Here is an 18,793-nt window from a genome sequence, read left to right as displayed (position 1 = left end):
GCATGGCAGGGCTCTGGGCTTCCCTGATGCGCCGCCCTAATATGACGCACCGTCAGATGCGGAGAGAGGTGCCCCATGGACGCCCGCTTCACCGACGAACAGCACGAGATCCGCCGCACCCTGCGCGAGCTGCTCGGCAAGCGGTGCGGTCCGGACGAGCTGCGGGCCGCCGTCGGCACCCCCGCCGGGCACGACCCCGCCCTGTGGGCCACCCTCGCCGGGCAACTCGGCCTGCCCGGACTGGCCCTCCCCGCGGCCTACGGCGGTGCCGGCTGCACGGCGACCGAACTGGCCCTGGCCTGCGAGGAGACGGGCCGCGCCCTCGCCCCCACCCCGCTGCTCGCCACCGCCGTCCTCGCCGCCCCGCTGCTGCTCGCCCTCGGCACCGACGCCCAGTGCGCCGACCTCCTGCCCCGCATCGCCTCCGGCGCCCTCACCGCCGCCCTCGCCGTACCGGGCCCCGCTCTCGCCACCGCCCTCGCGCTCACCGGCCTCGACCGGCACGGGGGGTGGGCCGGCGGGGGGCGGGCCGGGGGAGTCCAGGCCCGGCGGGCCGAGGGCGGCTGGCAGCTGTACGGGCAGGCCGACCAGGTCCTCGACGGGCACAGCGCCGGGCTGCTCGTGGTCGCGGCGCACACCGGGGGGTTCGCCCGCTCCCGGGTCCTGCTCTTCCTGGTGCGCGGGGACGCCACCGGGCTCACCCGCGTACGGCAGACCACGCTGGACGCCACTCGCCCGCAAGGCCGGATCCAACTGCGTCACGTACTCGCCGAGTTGCTGGGCGACGAGACCGTCGACCCCCTCCCCGCCCTCGCCCGGCTCGGTGACACCGTCGCCGCCTGTCTCGCCGCCGAGGCCGTCGGGGCGGCCGGCCGGATGCTGGAGCGGACCGTCGAGTACGTCGGGCAGCGCGAGCAGTTCGGGCGGCCGGTCGGCTCCTTCCAGGCGGTCAAGCACCGGCTGGCCGACGCGTACGTCCAGGTCCAGGCGGCCCGCTCCGCGGCGTACTACGCGGCCTGGGCGGCCGCCACCACGAGCCTCACCGTTGGCGGGACCGCAACCGTCCGCGAGGAGACGGCCGGCGCTCTCGCTCTCGCCCAGGCGCTCGAAGCGCTGCGCCGCGCCGCCGCCGACGGGATCCAGCTGCACGGCGGCATCGGCTTCACCTGGGAGCACGAGGCTCACCCGTACTTCAAGCGTGCCGCGGGCGACGAGCTGCTGTTCGGGCCGGTGCACCGGCTGCGGGCACACGCGGCCGACGCGGCACACGTCTTCGAGGAGGCCGGCCCATGAGGGGTGCGCGTGTGGTGCAGCGAGTGTCGTCGACCAGGGGCTTCGCCCGCGTGGCACCGCACGTGGTGCCCGCCCTCGACCGTGCCGTCCACCGGCTCACCAGGGGAAAGGTGCTGCTCAGCGCGCAACTGCTCCCGGGGGTCGTGCTGACCTCGACGGGAGCGCGGAGCGGACTGCCCCGCCGTACGCCCCTGGCCTGCATGCCCGAGGACGGCGGGGGCTCCTGGATCCTCGTCGGGTCCGACTTCGGGCGGCCGGGGCACCCCGCCTGGAGTCACAACCTGCTCGCACATCCCGACGCGGATATCAGCTGGAAGGGCCGGGACGTCCCGGTCACGGCCCGGCTGCTGGCGGGGGAGGAGCGGGCGGCGGCCTGGCGGGCGCTGCTGCGGTTCTGGCCGCCGTACGCGGCGTACCAGGCGCGGGTGGAGCGGGAGATCCGGGTGTTCCGGCTCGTGCGGCGGTAGCACGGACGGCGAGAGCGCGACAGGCGGTGGTCCACCCGGGTGGACCACCGCCTGCCAGACAGGACGTGGGAGGTAAGAGGCTGTCGCGCCGCGCTATTTCGCCGGCTTCCGGCCGGTGACGCCCAGGTGCACCAACAGGGCGAGGTTCGGCTTCAGTTCGGCCTGTTTCACGCCCCAGGAGGAGAAGCCCTTCTGGTGGGCGGCGACGGCCGCGAGCATCGCGACCAGCGAACCGGCGATGGCCGCCGGGTTCACGTCCTTGTCGACCCTGCCCTTGGCCTGGAGCTCGGCGACGGCGTCCGCCAGGGAGTTGTTCACCGAGTTGAGGATCTTCATCCGGAGTTTGTAGAAGCGCTTGTCGCCCTCGGCGGCACCGAGATCGACGACCCGCAGGATGGCGTCGTTCTTGCGCCAGAACTCCAGGAAGCCGTCGACGAGTTCCTGTGCCGTCTGCCAGCCGGCCTTGCCGGCCCAGGAGCGGCCTTCCAGGAGCTCCGTCAACGCGGCGCCCTCGGTGGCCACTTGCTCGGCGATCTCCAGAACGGCGCCCTCGACGTCCGGGAAGTACTGGTAGAAGGTCGCGGGCGAAGTGCCCGCTTTCCGGGCGACATCGATGACTTTGACGTCCCGGTACGGGGAGGAGCTGAGCATCTCGCTGAGGCAGTCGAGCAGCTTCTGCCGGGTCGCCTGCCCACGCCGGCCGGCCACCCGGCCGTCGACGGTACGCACTTGTCCTGTCATGCCGTCAGCTTACCGAGGCGTGATCGGGGCGCGATTCGGCCGACTGCAAATGGGGTGCAAGGGAGTACCGGGACTGGTGTGCCTGGTCTGCGGGGTGCGGCGGACGCGGTTACGTTGGCGGCATGGCCGAAAACAGGGCATCGGTGTACGGAGAGGGCGTCCCCTGCTGGGTGGACGCGCAGCTTCGCGACGTCGAGGCGGGCAAGCGATTCTACGGTGAACTTTTCGGGTGGACCTTCCAGGACGAGTGGTTCGGCTCCTTCACCGAGGCGCTGAAGGACGGCGAACCGGTGGCCGCCCTGGTCCGCAAGGTGGACGGGCGGCTGCCCACCGTCTGGACGGTGTACTTCGCGACCCCGGACGCCCCGGCCCTGGCCCGGCGCATCCGGGACGCGGGCGGGCAGATCGTCTCGGCGCCCGTGCCGGCCGGGGACCTGGGCGTCACCGCGCTCGTCACCGACCCCGAGGGCGCCGTCTTCGCCCTGTGGCAGCCGGAGGAGCACCCCGGCTTCGGCAAGCGGCACGAGCCGGGCACCTTCGCCTGGGCGGAGCTGTACGCCCGGGACACCGAGGCGGCCAACGCCTTCTACGGCGACCTCTTCCGGGAGGCCCTGTTCGGGCCGGACGCCGAGCCCGACTTCGGCCGCGCCCCCGTCTCCGACGTGTACCCGGCCGAGATGCCGCCCCACTTCCTCGTGCACTTCGCCGTCGAGGACATGGCGGCCGCGCTGGAGGACGTGACGCGGCTCGGCGGACGGGTCCAGGTCCCGCCCTTCGAGACGTCGTACGGCGAGGTCGCCGTCGTCACGGACAATCAGGGGGCGTCCTTCGCGCTGCTGCACCGCTGACCAGGCATTGTTTGGTCATCGTTTGATCACTTCTGTGTCGAGACATCCCAATTGTCACCGGGTTCGCAACCGGGGCTCCGGCCAGGAAGAATCAGGGTGCGTGCCGCCATGGCGGTGCGGTGGTGAGACGCTGCACGGGGTCGCGTGGAACATGTGGCTCGGCGCGGCGCGTACGGGGAGGTGGCAGGCAGAGTGGTGGATCAGCTGACGCAGCACGATCCGCGGCGGATCGGGCCGTTCGAGGTGCTGGGACGGCTGGGTGCCGGCGGCATGGGGCTGGTCTATCTCGCGCGTTCGGCGTCCGGCCGGCGCGTGGCGATCAAGACCGTCCGGACGGAGCTGGCCGAGGACCAGCTGTTCCGGGTCCGCTTCACGCGTGAGGTGGAGGCGGCCCGCGCCGTCTCCGGCTTCTACACGGCCGCGGTCGTGGACGCCGACCCGCGCGCCGCCGTGCCGTGGCTGGCCACCGCGTACGTCCCCGCGCCCTCCCTCGAGGAGATAGTGAACGACTGCGGCCCCCTGCCGGCCCAGGCGGTGCGCTGGCTGGCGGCGGGCGTGGCCGAGGCGCTCCAGTCCATCCACGGCGCGGGGCTGGTGCACCGGGACCTCAAGCCGTCGAACGTCCTCGTCGTCGAGGACGGCCCCCGGGTGATCGACTTCGGTATCGCGTCGGGCGTGTCGAACACACGTCTGACGATGACCAACGTCGCCGTCGGCACCCCCGCCTACATGTCGCCCGAGCAGGCCAAGGACTCCCGCAGCGTCACCGGCGCCAGCGACGTCTTCTCCCTCGGCTCGATGCTGGTGTTCGCCGCCACCGGGCACCCGCCCTTCCACGGCGCCAACCCGGTCGAGACGGTCTTCATGCTGCTGCGCGAGGGCCCGGACCTGGAGGGCCTCCCGGACGAACTGCGTCCGCTCATCGAGTCCTGTATGCAGATGGAGGCGACGGCCCGCCCCAACCCGGCCGACCTCCAGTCCCAGCTGGCCCCGCATCTCTTCGGCTCCGGCTCCGACGACAGCGGTACGGCCTCCGCGTGGCTGCCCGAGCGGGCCGTGAGCCTGATCGAGTCCCGCCGCAACGGCCGGCCGGCCGGCAAGCCCGCCCCCGGCGCGGCCCGCGGCGGCGGCGGACGCCCCGCCCCCGGCCCCGCGCCCATCCCGCCCCCGCCCTCGCACGACCCCGTCGTCCCGGTGCCCGTACCGGCCCCGGCCGGCGGCCCCGACACCGGCCCGGTCCGCCTGGCCGGCGTCCCGGTGCCGATCGGCCCGGGCCCGCGCGTCGCCGACGTGCGCGCCGCCGCCGTCGCCGCGCCCCGGCCGGAGGCCGCCCTCGCCGCCTCCTGGTCCAAGCCCCGCCCCGGTGTCAACGGCACCGACCCCGCCGTGGGCCCCGCCGTCACCACCCCTCCGGCCCCGGCCGCGCCGCCGGAGCAGGCCGGGGGCTGGCGGCCCTGGCGCTTCCGCATGTCCAACGACGTCTGGGGCACGCCCTCCGTCGCCGACGACCTGGTCTACGTCACCTCCTTCGAGGTGCACGCGCTGGACGTCGCCACCGGCCGCCGCCGCTTCAAGACCCGGGACGTCGCCTGGTCCATGGCGGTCGCGGACGGCCGGATCCACGCCTCCGACGGGCCCACCCTGTTCGCCCTCGACGCCCGTGAGGGCGCCGACCTGTGGCGGCTCCAGACGGACGCCTGGGTCTACTCGCTCCAGGCCGGGCGCGGCACCGTCGTCACCGGCACCCGCGGCGGCGGCGTCCAGGGCTGGGAGGCCACCGGCGGCCAGAAGCTCTGGGAGATCACCGGCTGCCAGTCCGACTTCGAGTCCCCCGAGGCCGGGCCCGCCCTGCACGACGGCACGGTCTACGTGTGGCAGGACGCCCGGCTGCGCGCCCTGGACGCCCGCACCGGCGAGGAGCGCTGGTCGTACCCGATCGGCGACGCGGCCTCCTGCGGCGGCGTGCCGATCCGGCTCACCCAGGCCACCGACGGCTACGTCTACGTCTGCGCCGGCACCCGCGTCCTCGCCCTGGACGTGGCCGCCGGGCACGTGAAGTGGCACTTCGAGGCCCCGGCCGTGTTCCTCAGCCCGCCCACGTTCGTCCCCGGCCCTGCCGTCACCGGCGGCGGCATCTACCTCGCCGACTACCTCGGCACCGTCTACGCCCTCGACGCCACCGACGGCCGCGACCGCTGGCGCATCGCCACCGAGTCCCGCTCCTCCGTCGACCCCGTCCTGGTCGCCGCCGGCCACGTCCACGTGGGCAGCGGGAAGGGCCTCTACACCCTCGACGCGGTCACCGGCACGCCCAAGTGGCGCTTCCAGGCAGGCGGCGACATCGTCGGCGCCCCCTCGGTGGCCGAGGGCCGGATCCACTTCGGCTCCACCGACCACCTGCTCTACACCCTGAAGGCCGACGACGGCCGGCTGCGCTGGAAACTCGCCACCGGCGGCGAGATCACCGGCTCCCCGGTCGTCCGGGACGGGGTGGTGTACGCGTGCAGCAAGGACCGCTGTGTGTACGCGCTGGACGCGGAGAAGGGCACGGGCACGGCGCGCACCGCCTGACCGGCCCGGGACGGCCGTCGTACCGGTGTGCGGAAGGGGTTGCGGACGGCGGCCGTCGCTTGTCGGGAAGCGGTTCACCGCTTCCACCCCCGACGCTACGCCGGGCACGCACCGGTCGCCACGCGGTGACATGACCGTGACAGCTGATCACTAGGCTCTCCGTCATGCAGACACGGGGGCGCAAGGTCAGGTTCACGGCGGTGCTGGTCCTGGTGGTACTGGCACTGACCGGATTCTCCTCCGGCCGGGGCCGCGGCGGCAGCCACGGTCACGGCGGCGGAGGCGGCGGGTGCAGCAGTTCCAGCCAGGACCACGACAGTTCGAGCTCGTCCTCGTCGAGCGGCGGCGCGTACGGCTCCGGCGGATCGAGCGGCGGATCGAGCGGCGGGTCCTACGGCTCCGACGACGATGACTACGGAAGCAGTAGCAGTGGCAGTGGCAGCAGCACCGGCGGCGGCTCCTACACCCGAAGGCCGGGCTACGGCTCCACACCGACGTCCTCCTCCGGCTCCGGCAGCCGCAAGGAGCTGGAGGACGGCACGGCGCGGCTGGTGAGCTGTGCGACCTCCGCCCGGCCGTACGCGACCGTCGAGGTGAGCAACCCCAACGGCCGCAAGGCCGGCTTCTCCGTCTCGGTCACCTTCGAGGACGACCGGGGCATCACCGTCGTCAGCCGGTACGGGGACGTCACGGTCCCCGCGAACGGCAGGGCCACCGTCGACGTCCGGGTGGGCGGCTCGGGCCTGGTGGCCTCGGTCGACCACTGCGAGGCCGACCGCCAGGCCCTCGTCGACGACTGACGGGACCCGCGGCGGGCGCCGGACCCGCGAGGCGTCGGCCCCGCGGCTCCGTCAGGAAGTCAGTCGCGCAACCGGTACTCCCGCGACCGCTCCCCGAACAACCGGGCCTGCCGCTCGCCCGTCGCGTTCCCGAGTGCGATGAGGTGCGGCGCCTGCGCGACCCCCTGCGAGCGCCCCGCCTCGCTCGCCGCCCACAGCGCCCGTACGGTGCCCTGGACGGCCTCGGTCGGATACCCGGCGAGAACCGCGGCGCACGAGACCGCCGCCCTCAACGCCTCGCCCTCCGCCACGAGTTCCGACACCAGCCCGACCTCGTAGGCCCGCCGGGCCGAGATCCGTTCCGCCGTCCCCATCAACGCCATCCGCGCGACCTCCCCGTACGGCATGCGCTGCGCCATCAGCACCGACTCGTAGGCGCTGACCATGCCGTAGGTGGTGTGCGGGTCGAAGAAGGTGGCGGTGGTGTCCGCGACGAGGAACTCGGCCTCGCCCAGCAGGTAGAAGGCGCCCCCGCAGGCCATGCCGCGCACCGCGGCGACGACCGGTTTCCACAGGTCGTTCGCCTTGGGGCCGATGCCGAGCAGCGGATCGTCCTGCGCGTACGGCGAGTCCGGCTGCGGCACGACGGCGTCCCGGTCGATGCCGGTGCAGAAGGCCCGCTCACCGGCCCCGGTGAGGACGATCGCGCGCACGGCGTCGCCGAACCGCAACTCGTGCCAGGTTGAGGCCAGTTCGCCGGCCATGGCGAGGTCGACGGCGTTGAGCCGCTCGGGCCGGTTGAGCGTCACCACGGCGACCCCGCTGTCCCGGTCGGCCCGCACGAGGACGCTCCTCATGGCCGCTCCGGAACCCACTGGACGAGGCCGTCGTGGAAGACGGCCTGCACCCGGGCCCCGATGCGCACGCTCTCCGGCGGCAGGGAGCCGAGCGGCTCCCCGGCCCCCCCGACCAGGTTCCCCACCAGCCGGATGCGAGGCGCCTCGGCCAGCTCGACGACGACCACGTCGTACGGCGCCCGCGCCGCGTAGTCGGGCAGCAGCGGCGGATGGGCGACGACGTACGACCAGACCCGGCCCCGGCCGGACATCGGACGCCACGCGCTCTCGAAGGACTGGCAGTGCGGGCAGCAGGGCCGGGGCGGGAAGCGGAGCTCTCCGCACGCGGCGCAGGCCTGGACGCGCAGTTCACCCTGGGCGGCGTACTCCCAGAAGGGGGCGCCGTCGGTGTCGGGCACGGGACGCAGCATGAGCGGCTCCTCAACTCCTCAGCAGCAGGGCGGAGGTCGGGACCCCTTCCCCGGCCGTGACCAGACAGGCGGAGGCGCCCGGCACCTGCGCGGTACTGGTCCCGCGCAGCTGTCTGACCCCCTCGTTGATCAGGTTGAAGCCGTGCACATAGGCCTCGGACAGCCCGCCCCCGCCGGTGTTCACCGGCAGCAGCCCGCCGGTCTCCAGCGCCCCGCCCTCGGTGAACGCCCCGCCCTCACCGCGCCCGCAGAAGCCGTAGCCCTCCAGGGAGAGCAGGACCAGGGGCGTGAAGGCGTCGTAGATCTGGGCGACGTCGACGTCCTCGGGGGCCAGGTCGGAGTGCTTCCACAGATGCCGGGCGGCGCTCCAGGCGGGGCCGGTGAGGGGGTCGTCGTTCCAGTAGTTGACCATGCCGTGGTGCTGGGCGGGCAGCGACTGGGCGACGGAGTGGACGTAGACGGGTGTGCGGCGGCAGTCGCGGGCGCGCTCGGCGGAGACGACCACACAGGCCAGCGCCCCGTCCGTCTCCAGGCAGTTGTCGAACAGGCACAGCGGCTCGCTGATCCAGCGGGAGGCCATGTACATCTCGCGGGTCAGGGGGCGGTCGTACATGATCGCGGCGGGGTTCTGGTTGGCCCGGTTGCGGCAGGCGAGGGCGACGTTGAAGAGGTGGTCGCGGGTGGCGCCGTACTCGTGCAGGTAGCGGCGGGTGAGCATCGCGATCTCGTCGGCGGGCCTGAGCAGCCCGTACGGGCGGGTCCACTGGGCCGGGGTCGGGAGCTGGACGGTGGTGTCGGTCCAGGGCCGGGGGCCGCTGCCCCTCTTCCGGGACCGCCAGGCGACCCCGACGCTCGCCTGCCCGGCCGTGATGGCGGCGGCGAGATGGGCGACGGTGGCGCATGAACCCCCGCCGCCGAAGCCGACCTTGCTGAAGAAGGTGAGGTCGCCGAAGCCGCAGGCCTTCGCCAGCTCCACCTCGTCCGTCTCCTCCATGGTGTAGGAGGCGAGGGCGTCGACCTCGCCGGGCGTGATCCCGGCGTCGTCGAGAGCGGCCAGGACGGCCCGGCAGGCCAGGGTGCGTTCGTCCTCCGGGAGCCGCTTGGCGAAGGGCGTCTGGCCTATGCCGACGAGAGCGGTGGCGTCCTTGAGGCCGCCCGATCCTGCTGCCATGCTGCGCGCACCTCCGGGCCGGAACGGTCGCTGACAGCCCGTCAGATTACAGATAATCTGACGGATAGTCAGCTCCTAGGGTGCGGGGAGGCGTACGGTGCGGGCGAATACGGCATGGGAAAGCGTTCCGGACCTGGTCACGACGGCGGCCGAGCGCTATGCGGACGTCGAGGCGGTCGTCGAGGGCCGCACCCGCGTCACCTACGCGGAACTCGGCGCACGCGTGGAGCGCGCCGCGGCTGCCTGCCTGGCCACCGGCGCCGAACCGGGCGACCGGGTCGCCATCTGGGCCCCCAACTCCCTCGACTGGATCGTCGCGGCCCTGGGCGCGGTGTCGGCGGGCGCCGTGCTCGTGCCGCTGAACACCCGGTTCAAGGGCGCCGAAGCCGCGGACGTGCTGCGCCGCAGCGGCGCCCGACTGCTGTTCGTGACGGGCACGTTCCTCGGCACGTCGTACGTGGCGTCCCTGCGCAGGGCCGCAGGCGACGGCCCGGGCACCGGCCCCCTGCCCGGCCTGCCCGCCCTGAAGCACGCGGTCGTCCTCTCGGAGGACGCCCCGGCCGGCTTCCTGACCTGGAAGGACTTCCTGGCCGGAGGAGAGGGCGTGGGAACGGCGGACGTACGCGACCGGTCCGCGGCCGTACAGGGCTCCTGGCCCTCGGACATCATCTTCACCTCGGGCACGACCGGCCGCCCCAAGGGCGCGGTCATCACCCACGACCAGACGCTGCGTGCCTACGACATCTGGGGCGACCTCGCGGGCCTCACCCGGGGCGACCGCTATCTGATCGTCAACCCCTTCTTCCACACCTTCGGCTACAAGGCCGGGGTGATCGCCTGCCTCATGCGGGGCGCCACGATGATCCCCCAGCCGGTGTCCGGCGTGAACACGGTCCTGGCCAACATCGCCGCCGAGCGGGTCTCCGTACTCCCCGGCCCCCCGACCCTCCTGCAGTCCCTCCTTGACCACCCCGCACGCGACACCCACGACCTCTCGGCCCTCCGCCTGGTCGTGACGGGAGCGGCGGTGGTGCCGCTGCGCCTGGTCGAGCGCCTGCGCACCGAACTCGGCATCGGCACGGTCCTGACGGCCTACGGCCTCTCCGAGGCGAGCGGCATCGTCACGATGTGCCGGCGCGGCGACGACTCGACGGTCATCGCCTCCACGTCGGGCCGCGCCGTCCCCGGCACCCGGATCCGGGTCGTGGACCCCGAGGGCCGGTCCGTGGAACCCGGCGTGCCCGGCGAGGTCCTGGTACGCGGCTTCACCGTCATGTCCGGCTACTACGAGGACGAGCAGGCCACCGCCGAGGTGCTGACCCCCGACGGCTGGCTGCGCACCGGTGACATCGGCGTCCTGGACGCGGCGGGCAACCTGCGCATCACCGACCGCCTCAAGGACATGTTCATCGTCGGCGGCTTCAACGCCTACCCCGCGGAGATAGAGCAGCTCCTGGGCCTGCACCCGGACGTGGCCGACGTGGCGGTGATCGGCGTACCGGACGCCCGGCTCGGCGAGGTCGGCCGGGCCTACGTCGTACGACGCCCCGGCGCCCTGCTGACCGCCGACGACCTGATCGCCTGGTCCCGCAGGGAGATGGCGAACTACAAGGTCCCGAGAACGGTGGAGTTCGTCGCCGAGCTGCCGCGCAATGCGAGCGGGAAGGTGGTGAAGGGCGCCCTGCGGGCCCGGGTCACCGGCTGACCGGCAGGGCAGGGGTGCCGGTGACACTCGGGACCGGAGACCCACACCGCCCCGTCCGACCTCACCACGGCGACACCAGGAGGCGACTGGAGCAGTTGGGCGGCCCTCTCGCTTCCTGACCTGGTCCAGAGCTTCGCCGGTGAGCCCGAACGCTCCAACTTCCCTTTCCCAAGCGGCCGCTGGCCAACCAGGTGCGGAGAGAGTGTGCAGACCTGGTGGACTCCCGTGTGCCGCCCTGTGATCGGTGTCTCCCACGGCTGACGTATCCGCCGCCAACAAGGCAAACTGGCGTGGTTGCTCAGGATGTCTAGGGGGACTGCATGGACGGTGTACCGGACGGTGTGCCGCGCGTACCGGAGCAGCGGCGCCTCGACTCCACGCCGACGGCGTCGGAGCCGGCGGCGACGACCGAGGCGGAGCGGCCGGCGGAGCCCGCCGCTCTGCGCTTCAGTGTGCTCGGGCCCGTGCGCGCCTGGCGCGGTGACGAACCGGTCACCACCGGGTCCCCCCAGCAACGCGCCCTGCTCGCCGCCCTGCTGCTGCGCGAGGGCCGCACCGCCACGGCGGCGGAGCTCATCGACGCCCTGTGGGGCGAGGAACCGCCCTCGCAGGCGCTGGCGGCGGTACGGACGTACGCCTCCCGCCTGCGCAAGGTGCTGGACCCGGGCGGCGAGGCCCGCCGGTCCCACGGCACCGCGCCCACCCCCGTCCTGGTCAGCGAGTCCGGCGGCTACGCGGTCCGCGACCTCGCCGAGGACGCCCTGGACCTCACCGTCGCCCAGGACCTGGCGACCGGGGCGGAGAAGGCCCGCTCCGCGGGCGACCTCGCCCACGCCCGCGAGACCCTGCGCCGTGCCCTCGCCCTGTGGGACGGGGAGACCCTGGCCGGAGTGCCGGGCCCGTACGCGCAGGCCCAGCGCGTCCGGCTGGAGGAGTGGCGGCTCCAGCTCGTCGAATCGCGCCTGGACATGGACCTGGAGCAGGGCCGCCACGCCGAGGCCGTCTCGGAGCTCACGGCCCTCACCGCGGCCCATCCCCTCCGGGAGCGGCTCCGGGAGCTGCTGATGCTGGCGCTCTACCGCAGCGGACGCCAGGCCGAGGCACTGGCCGTCTACGCCGACACCCGCCGCCTGCTCGCCGACGAACTGGGCGTGGACCCGCGCCCCGGCCTGAGTGAGCTGCAGCAGCGGATCCTCCGGGCGGACCCCGGGCTTGCCAAGCCTTCCTCCCCGGCGCCCGAGCCGGCCGCCGTCCCCGTCCGCCCGGCACAACTGCCCGCGACCGTCCCGGACTTCACCGGCCGCTCCGGTTTCGTACGGGAGCTCGGCGACATCCTGGCCTCCACCGAGGGCCGGGTCATGGCGGTCTCGGCCCTGGCCGGCATCGGCGGCGTCGGCAAGACGACCCTGGCGGTGCACGTGGCGCACCAGGCGCGCGCCGCCTTCCCGGACGGGCAGCTGTACGTCGACCTCCAGGGCGCGGGCGCCCGGGCGGCGGAGCCGGAGACGGTTCTGGGCTCCTTCCTGCGCGCCCTAGGCACGGCCGACTCGGCCATCCCCGACTCCCTGGAGGAACGCGCGGCCCTCTACCGCTCGGTCCTCGCCGGGCGCCGGGTGCTGGTCCTGCTGGACAACGCCCGGGACGCCGCCCAGGTGCGTCCCCTGCTCCCGGGCACGGACGGCTGCGCCGCGCTGGTCACCTCCCGGGTGCGGATGCTGGACCTGGCGGGTGCCCATCTGGTCGACCTGGACGTGATGTCCCCGGACGAGGCGCTGGCGCTGTTCACGAAGATCGTGGGCGAGGAGCGGGTGGCGTCCGAGCGGAAGGCCGCGCTCGATGTGGTCGCGGCCTGCGGTTTCCTGCCGCTGGCGATCCGCATTGCGGCGTCCCGCCTGGCGGCCCGCCGCACCTGGACGGTGTCCGTCCTCGCGGCGAAGCTCGCCGACGAGCGCCGCCGTTTGGACGAGCTCCAGGCCGGCGACCTGGCCGTCAAGGCCACCTTCGAGCTCGGCTACGGCCAGCTGGAACCCGCCCAGGCCCGCGCGTTCCGCCTGCTGGGCCTGGCGGACGGCCCCGACATCTCCCTGGCCGCCGCGGCGGCGGTCCTCGACCTGCCGGTGGAGGACACGGAGGACCTGCTGGAGTCCCTCGTGGACACCTCCCTCCTGGAATCGGCGGCCCCCGGCCGCTACCGCTTCCACGACCTGGTGCGGCTCTACGCGCGTGCCTGCGCGGAAAGAGACGAACTCCCCCCGAGCGAACGCAGCTCGGCGCTGTCCCGGCTGCTGGACTTCTACCTGGCGTCCGCGGCCGGGGTGTACGCGATCGAGCGGCCCGGGGACCGGCTGGTGGACCATCTGGAGCCCACGTCGTACCCGGGGCTGCGGTTCGACAACCGGCACGCGGCGCAGGACTGGCTGTACGCGGAGGCCATCTGCCTCCTCGCCTGCGTACGGCAGGCCGCGGGGCGGCCGGAGACCCTCCCGCGGGCGATCGACATGCTGTGGGCGGCGCACGACCTCTCCGAGTCGGGGGCCAACTCCAAGGAGTACGAGGCGACCGCCCAGGCGCTCGTCGGCGCGGCCCGGTCGCACGGGCTCGGCCGCGCGGAGGCCCGGGCGCTGATGACGCTCGTCAACGTCCATCACGTGAGCGGCCGTTTCGAACGGGCCGAGGAGGAGGCGGAACGGGCCATCCTCCTCGCGCAGGAGTCCGACGACCTGCTCCCCGTCTGCTGGGCGCGCAACGCGCGCGGCATCATCGCGCTCTACCAGAACCGCCACGCGGACGGCGAGGAGCACCTGTCCCGGGCCATCGAGCACTTCCGGGCCCTGGGCGACCGCCCCGGTGTGGCCGCCGCGCTCTGCAACCTCTCCCGGATCCATCTCGCCACCGGGCGCACCCAGAGCGCGGTCGCGCTGGCCCAGGAGGGCATCGACATCTACGACGCCATGGGCAACGCCCTGCGCGGGGCGAACGCCCGCTACGCCCTCGGGCTCGCCCTCACCCAGAGCGGGGAGCTGAGCAGCGCCGCCGACCGGCTCCAGGAGGCGCTGGAGGTGTTCCGGGACAGCCGGCAGCGCCTCTGGGAGGGCATGAGTCTGTTCCGGCTGGCGGAGGTGGATCTCGCCGCCCGGCGTGCTGCGCGGGCCGCCGCCAACGCCGAGATGGCCCTCACGGTCCTGCGCGGGATCGGCGGGGAGTGGCGGCGGGGCAACGTCCTCACGGTCCTCGGACGCGCGCTGAGCGGCATCGGCCAGACCGGCCGGGCCCAGGTCTGCTGGCAGGAAGCGGCCGGAATCTACGAGGAGTTGGGCTCGCCGGAGGCCGCCGAGGTGCGGGCGCTGCTGTCCCCGGTGCAGGCGGCCTGAGGCGACGGGTCGGGGCGTTCATCGTTCGTTTATCCCCCCACGCCATGATGGACGCAGTCGATCCGTCGCGTCGGGGGGCAGACGGGTCACCGCACGGGCCTCGCTCCGGTTGTCCGGGGTGAGCGGCCCGGGTGGGCCCGCCCGGCCACCCTCGGGGGAGTGACCGGGCGGGCCCGCCGACCTCACTGCTTGATCCATGCCAAGGGGAGTTGACGATCATGGGCGACGAGCTCAAGCCTCAGGACCTGCACGCCACGGACGAGCCGCTCGGCACCGAGGACCTGCACGCCACGGACAAGGACGCCGTCAAGAAGCAGGACCTGCACGCCACGGACGAGCCGCTGGAGACGAAGGACCTGCACGCCACGTCGGAGCCTTTCAAGCCGACGAAGTAAGCCACCGTTGCACGGGGTTCGGCCGCGGCGGCGCGGAGGGGGAGCCGTCGCGGCCGAGGTGTGTCCGGAACCAGGACATTCCGTCGGCCCGGAGGGTTATCCACAGGGGGCGGAGGCGGCCGGCGGGATTCTGCGATCTTGAGGGCATGGGGGAACGAAGGCCGCTGCGGGAGCTGGCAGAAGGGGGCGTGCTGCTCACCTGCCGTGCCCTGGAGTGCGGCTGGCCCGCGCGGGGTCTCACGCGTGCTCTGCGGGCTGAGGGCTGGGGCCGGCTGCAGGCGGGCGCCTGGGCGGAACCGGGCCGGGACGCGGGCCTGCCCGTGCGGCTCCGGGCCGTGCAGCTCCTCAATCCACGACTCGTCGTGAGTCACCGCTGCGCTGCCGCCCTGTGGCGGATCGAGACCCTTGCTCCGGCCACCGAGGTGCCCCTGGACTTCATCGACCCCGCACTGACCTTCCGTGGCAAGGCCCGGGGCGTGCGGGTGCGCCGGGCTCACCTCGACGCCGGGGACACGGCGCTGCGCTACGGTCTGCGGCTCACGAGCCCGGCACGGACCCTCGCCGACCTCCTGCGTTCCCTGCCGAGGGACGACGCGCTCGTGGCCCTGGAGTCAGGGGTGAGCCACCGGAGAGTCGGCCATGTGCGCAGGGCGCCGCTCACCTCGCTGGACACCGTCGGGGCCGCTCTGGCTCTCCCCGGGCAGGGGGCGGCGAGAGCCCGCCGCCGGCTCGGGTTGTGCGACCCCCGGGCCGGTTCGCCGGCGGAGACCATCGCCCGCCTGCGCATGACCGACGCCGCTCTCCGTCCCGAGAGCCAGGTGGAACTGTTCACCCCGGCCGGCCGCCGTGTCGTCCTCGACTTCCTCTTCCGGCGCGAGGGGCTGGCGGTCGAGATCGAGGGCTACGCCTACCACGGCACCCGCGAGGCGCACCGTCGGGACATCTCCCGTTTCAACCAGGTCCTCCAGTGCCCCGAGGTGCGCAGCCTGCTGCGCTTCACCGCCCAGGACGTCTTCCACCACCCCGACCGGATGATCTCGGAGATCCGCGCGGCGCTGCTCGCCTCGGGGTGACGGGAGTGGAGCGGATGGGCGGGATTCGCGCGGGCGTGCCCGGGTGCGGGGAGGTGGCCGGAGCCCAAGCGCTCCAGTACCACATAGCTGACGCCCCGTCAGATCAGCGCTACCGTGAGCGGCATGGACACCCACGACAGCACCTTTCCGCTGATCATCTCCGTGGACGACCACACCGTGGAGCCCGCGAGCGTCTGGCGGGACCGGCTTCCGGGGAAGTACCGGGAAGCCGGACCGCGCGTCGTCCGGGCCCCCGTGAAGGAAATGACGTTCCTCGGGGGCCGCTTCAGGCCGGTGATGGGGGAGCCCGGGGACGACGGGCCGGTCGGGGACTGGTGGGTCTACGAGGGGCTGCGGCGGCCCCTGACCCGGCTCGACACCGCCGTGGGGTACGACAGGGACGAGATCAGGCTCGAGGTCATCACCTACGAGCAGATGCGGCCAGGGTCCTACGACGTCACCTCCCGCCTCGCCGACATGGACGTCAACCACGTCCAGTCCGCCCTGTGCTTCCCGACCTTCCCGCGCTTCTGCGGCCAGACCTTCACCGAGGCCGAGGACCACGAACTGGGCCTGCTGTGCGTGCGCGCCTACAACGACTGGATGGTGGAGGAGTGGTGCGGCCCGGACGCGCACGGGAGGCTCATACCTTTGCCCCTCATCCCCCTCTGGGACGCCGAGCTGGCGGCGGCCGAGGTCCGGCGCAACGCCGCCCGCGGGGTGCGTGCCGTCGCCTTCTCCGAGATACCGCCGTTCCTCGGACTGCCGTCCATCCACACCGACGGCTGGGACCCGTTCCTTCAGGCGTGCGACGAGACCGGGACCGTCGTCGCCATGCACATCGGCTCCAGCAGCCGCATGCCGTCCACCTCCGCCGACGCCCCGCCCGCCGTCGGCTCCACCATCACCTACGCCAACTGCTGCTTCTCCATGGTCGACTGGCTGATGAGCGGCAAGTTCGAGCAGTTCCCGAACCTCAAGGTCATGTACGCCGAGGGGCAGATCGGCTGGATCCCCTACATCCTGGAGCGTGCCGACGTGGTGTGGGAGGAGAACCGAGGCTGGGGCGGCGTCGCCGACAAGGTGCACCGGCCGCCGTCCGAGCTCTTCGCCGAGCACGTCCACGGCTGCTTCTTCGACGACGCCTTCGGACTGCGCAACCTCGACTCCATCGGCGTCGGCAATGTCCTCTACGAGACCGACTACCCCCACTCCGACTCCACCTGGCCCAAGTCCCGCGAGGTCGGCGAGGCGCAGATGGGGCACCTGGAGCCCGACGTGGTGGAGCGGATCGTGCGGGGGAACGCCATCGACCTGCTGGGGCTGACGGACGAGGGGCTGTGGCCGGGCAGCGCCGGTGGTGCGCGGTGAGCCTGCGGTACGGGATGCAGCTTCCCGTCCAGTCGCAGAGCACCCTCTACGCCGAGGGCTGGGAGGCGGAGGCCGGGCCGGAGGACCTGCTGGAGATCGCCCGCGCCGCCGACCGGGCCGGGTTCGACTACCTGGCCGGCTGCGACCACGTCGCCATCCCGCGTCGCCTCGCCGCCTCGATGAGCACCGTCTGGTACGACCCCGTCGCCACCCTCGCCTTCCTCGCCGCCGCCACCGAACACGTCAGGCTGCTCAGCCATGTCGCGATCGTCGGGCTGCGGCACCCCCTGCTCACCGCCAAGCAGTACGCCACCCTCGACCACCTCAGCGCAGGCCGGCTGATCCTCGGGGTCGGCGCCGGGCATGTCAAGGAGGAGTTCGAGGCCCTGGGCGTGGACTTCCGGCAGCGCGGGCCCGTGCTCGACGAGTGTCTCGACGCCCTGCGTGCCGCCCTCGGGCCCGACGAGTTCCCCGAGCACCACGGCAAGCTGTACGCCTTCGAGGGGCTCGGGCAGCGGCCCCGGCCGGCACAGGACCGGGTCCCCGTCTGGGTCGGCGGCTCCTCACCCCCCGCCGTACGACGAGCCGCGCTCAAGGGCGACGGCTGGCTGCCGCAAGGGGACCCGAGGGACCGGCTGCCGGCGCAGATCGCCCGGATCAGGGAGCTGCGCGAACGGGCCGGTGTCGAGGGCCCGTTCACCGTGGGCGCGATCGTCGAACCGCTGTACGTCGGCACGCCCCGGTGGGAGGTGGGGCGCCGGACCCTCACCGGGGGGCCGCGGGAGCTCGCCGAGTCGCTGCGGGCGTACCGGGCGATGGGCGTGCACCAGGTCCAGGTGCGGTTCCGCAGCCGGAGCCGTGGCGAACTCATCGACCAGATCGCGGCGTTCGGCGCCGAGGTCGCCCCCGAGCTGTGAGGAGACCCCCATGGGCAAGCTCGACGGACGGGTCGTCATCGTCACCGGCGCCGCACGCGGCCAGGGCGAGCAGGAGGCCCGGCTCTTCGCGGCCGAGGGCGCCCGGGTGGTCGTCGCGGACGTCCTCGACGACCGGGGCGAGGCCCTCGCGAAGGAGATCGGCGCGCGGTACGTCCATCTCGACGTGGGCCGGGAGGAGGACTGGCGGGCCGCCGTCACGGCGACCAAGGACGCGTACGGCCAGCTCGACGGGCTGGTCAACAACGCCGGCATCCTGCGCTTCAACTCCCTCCTCGACACCCCCGTCGACGAGTTCATGCAGGTCGTTCGGGTCAATCAGGTGGGCTGCTTCCTGGGCATCAAGGCGGTCGCACCGGAGATGTCCGACGGGGGCACGATCGTCAACACCTCCTCCTGCACGGGCCTGACCGGGATGGCCGCGGTGGGTGCCTACGCGGCGTCCAAGCACGCGGTGGTGGGGCTGACCCGGGTCGCCGCCCTGGAGCTGGCCGGGCGCGGGATACGGGTCAACGCCGTCTGCCCCGGGGCCGTCGACACGGCGATGTCCAACCCGGCGAGCCCGGACCCGGACGCCGACCCGGAGCAGACGGCGAAGGGCCTCGACCGGCTGTACCGCAAGCTGGTGCCGCTGGGCAGGGCCGGGCGGCCCGAGGAGGTGGCCAGGCTCGCGCTGTTCCTGACCTCGCAGGACTCCTCGTACATCACGGGGCAGCCGTTCGTGATCGACGGCGGGTGGCTGGCCGGGGTCAGCGTCATCTGACGTTCCGTCAGGTGTTGACGCTCCCGGAGGCCGGTGGAACAGT

The 18,793-nt window shown here is 73.3% G+C and carries 16 protein-coding genes; 12 read left to right on the top strand and 4 right to left on the bottom strand.

Annotated elements, in window-relative coordinates:
* The first annotated feature begins 75 nt into the window (after positions 1-75).
* Together IGS69_RS14820 and IGS69_RS14815 are read left to right on the top strand one after the other, a co-directional pair.
* Entirely contained in the window at positions 76-1,293 is a 1,218-nt protein-coding gene (locus IGS69_RS14820; protein WP_190899986.1) for an acyl-CoA dehydrogenase family protein, read from the top strand.
* A complete protein-coding gene (locus IGS69_RS14815; RefSeq protein ID WP_190899982.1) occupies positions 1,290-1,760 on the top strand; it encodes a nitroreductase family deazaflavin-dependent oxidoreductase in 471 nt (156 codons plus the stop codon). Before IGS69_RS14820 ends, IGS69_RS14815 begins: the two co-directional genes overlap by 4 nt.
* Before the next feature lie 93 nt (positions 1,761-1,853).
* Here the strand turns inward: IGS69_RS14815 and IGS69_RS14810 are convergent, their stop codons facing one another.
* On the bottom strand, positions 1,854-2,489 hold the full coding sequence (locus IGS69_RS14810; protein ID WP_190904503.1) for a TetR family transcriptional regulator: 636 nt from the start codon (positions 2,487-2,489) through the stop codon (positions 1,854-1,856).
* Between the two features lie 134 nt (positions 2,490-2,623).
* On the opposite strand from IGS69_RS14810, the gene IGS69_RS14805 reads away from it, so the two are divergent.
* From IGS69_RS14805 to IGS69_RS14795, 3 genes are all read left to right on the top strand, one after another.
* Complete coding sequence (locus IGS69_RS14805) at positions 2,624-3,349, top strand: VOC family protein (protein ID WP_190899980.1); 726 nt, start codon at positions 2,624-2,626, stop codon at positions 3,347-3,349.
* A 192-nt stretch (positions 3,350-3,541) separates the two neighbouring features.
* Positions 3,542-5,920, top strand: a complete 2,379-nt coding sequence (locus IGS69_RS14800; RefSeq protein ID WP_232543525.1) for an outer membrane protein assembly factor BamB family protein — start codon at positions 3,542-3,544, stop codon at positions 5,918-5,920.
* Positions 5,921-6,084: 164 nt separating this feature from the next.
* Positions 6,085-6,720, top strand: a complete 636-nt coding sequence (locus tag IGS69_RS14795) for a hypothetical protein (RefSeq protein WP_190899978.1) — start codon at positions 6,085-6,087, stop codon at positions 6,718-6,720.
* 59 nt (positions 6,721-6,779) lie between these two features.
* On the opposite strand, the gene IGS69_RS14790 is transcribed toward IGS69_RS14795, so the two are convergent.
* From IGS69_RS14790 to IGS69_RS14780, 3 genes are read right to left on the bottom strand one after another with little or no spacing between them, the layout of a single operon-like run.
* Positions 6,780-7,556 (bottom strand): enoyl-CoA hydratase/isomerase family protein, encoded by a 777-nt coding sequence (locus IGS69_RS14790; protein WP_190899976.1) that lies wholly within the window; start codon positions 7,554-7,556, stop codon positions 6,780-6,782.
* Positions 7,553-7,966: a Zn-ribbon domain-containing OB-fold protein gene (locus IGS69_RS14785; RefSeq protein WP_190899974.1), complete on the bottom strand. Its 414-nt coding sequence runs from the start codon at positions 7,964-7,966 to the stop codon at positions 7,553-7,555. Before IGS69_RS14785 ends, IGS69_RS14790 begins: the two co-directional genes overlap by 4 nt.
* A gap of 10 nt (positions 7,967-7,976) precedes the next feature.
* Entirely contained in the window at positions 7,977-9,137 is a 1,161-nt protein-coding gene (locus tag IGS69_RS14780; RefSeq protein ID WP_190899972.1) for a lipid-transfer protein, read from the bottom strand.
* 97 nt (positions 9,138-9,234) lie between these two features.
* Between IGS69_RS14780 and IGS69_RS14775 the strand changes: the two genes are divergently transcribed.
* From IGS69_RS14775 to IGS69_RS14745, 7 genes are all read left to right on the top strand, one after another.
* On the top strand, positions 9,235-10,842 hold the full coding sequence (locus IGS69_RS14775; protein ID WP_190899970.1) for a FadD3 family acyl-CoA ligase: 1,608 nt from the start codon (positions 9,235-9,237) through the stop codon (positions 10,840-10,842).
* Between the two features lie 320 nt (positions 10,843-11,162).
* Positions 11,163-14,213, top strand: a complete 3,051-nt coding sequence (locus IGS69_RS14770) for an AfsR/SARP family transcriptional regulator (RefSeq protein WP_190899968.1) — start codon at positions 11,163-11,165, stop codon at positions 14,211-14,213.
* Between the two features lie 218 nt (positions 14,214-14,431).
* Positions 14,432-14,608, top strand: coding sequence for a hypothetical protein (locus tag IGS69_RS14765; protein WP_190899966.1), 177 nt, complete (start codon positions 14,432-14,434; stop codon positions 14,606-14,608).
* 146 nt (positions 14,609-14,754) lie between these two features.
* On the top strand, positions 14,755-15,681 hold the full coding sequence (locus IGS69_RS14760; protein WP_190899964.1) for an endonuclease domain-containing protein: 927 nt from the start codon (positions 14,755-14,757) through the stop codon (positions 15,679-15,681).
* A gap of 123 nt (positions 15,682-15,804) precedes the next feature.
* Positions 15,805-17,052 carry an amidohydrolase family protein gene (locus IGS69_RS14755; protein WP_190899962.1) on the top strand — a complete coding sequence of 416 codons (1,248 nt, stop codon included), beginning with the start codon at positions 15,805-15,807 and terminating at the stop codon, positions 17,050-17,052.
* 14 nt (positions 17,053-17,066) lie between these two features.
* Positions 17,067-17,969: a TIGR03619 family F420-dependent LLM class oxidoreductase gene (locus IGS69_RS14750; RefSeq protein ID WP_190899960.1), complete on the top strand. Its 903-nt coding sequence runs from the start codon at positions 17,067-17,069 to the stop codon at positions 17,967-17,969.
* Between the two features lie 10 nt (positions 17,970-17,979).
* Entirely contained in the window at positions 17,980-18,750 is a 771-nt protein-coding gene (locus IGS69_RS14745) for an SDR family NAD(P)-dependent oxidoreductase (RefSeq protein ID WP_190899958.1), read from the top strand.
* The last annotated feature ends 43 nt before the right edge of the window (positions 18,751-18,793 follow it).

Source organism: Streptomyces tuirus (assembly GCF_014701095.1).
Taxonomy (GTDB): domain Bacteria; phylum Actinomycetota; class Actinomycetes; order Streptomycetales; family Streptomycetaceae; genus Streptomyces; species Streptomyces tuirus.
Note: the sequence above shows the minus strand (reverse complement) of the source record. Positions and strands in the feature narration are given on the sequence as shown.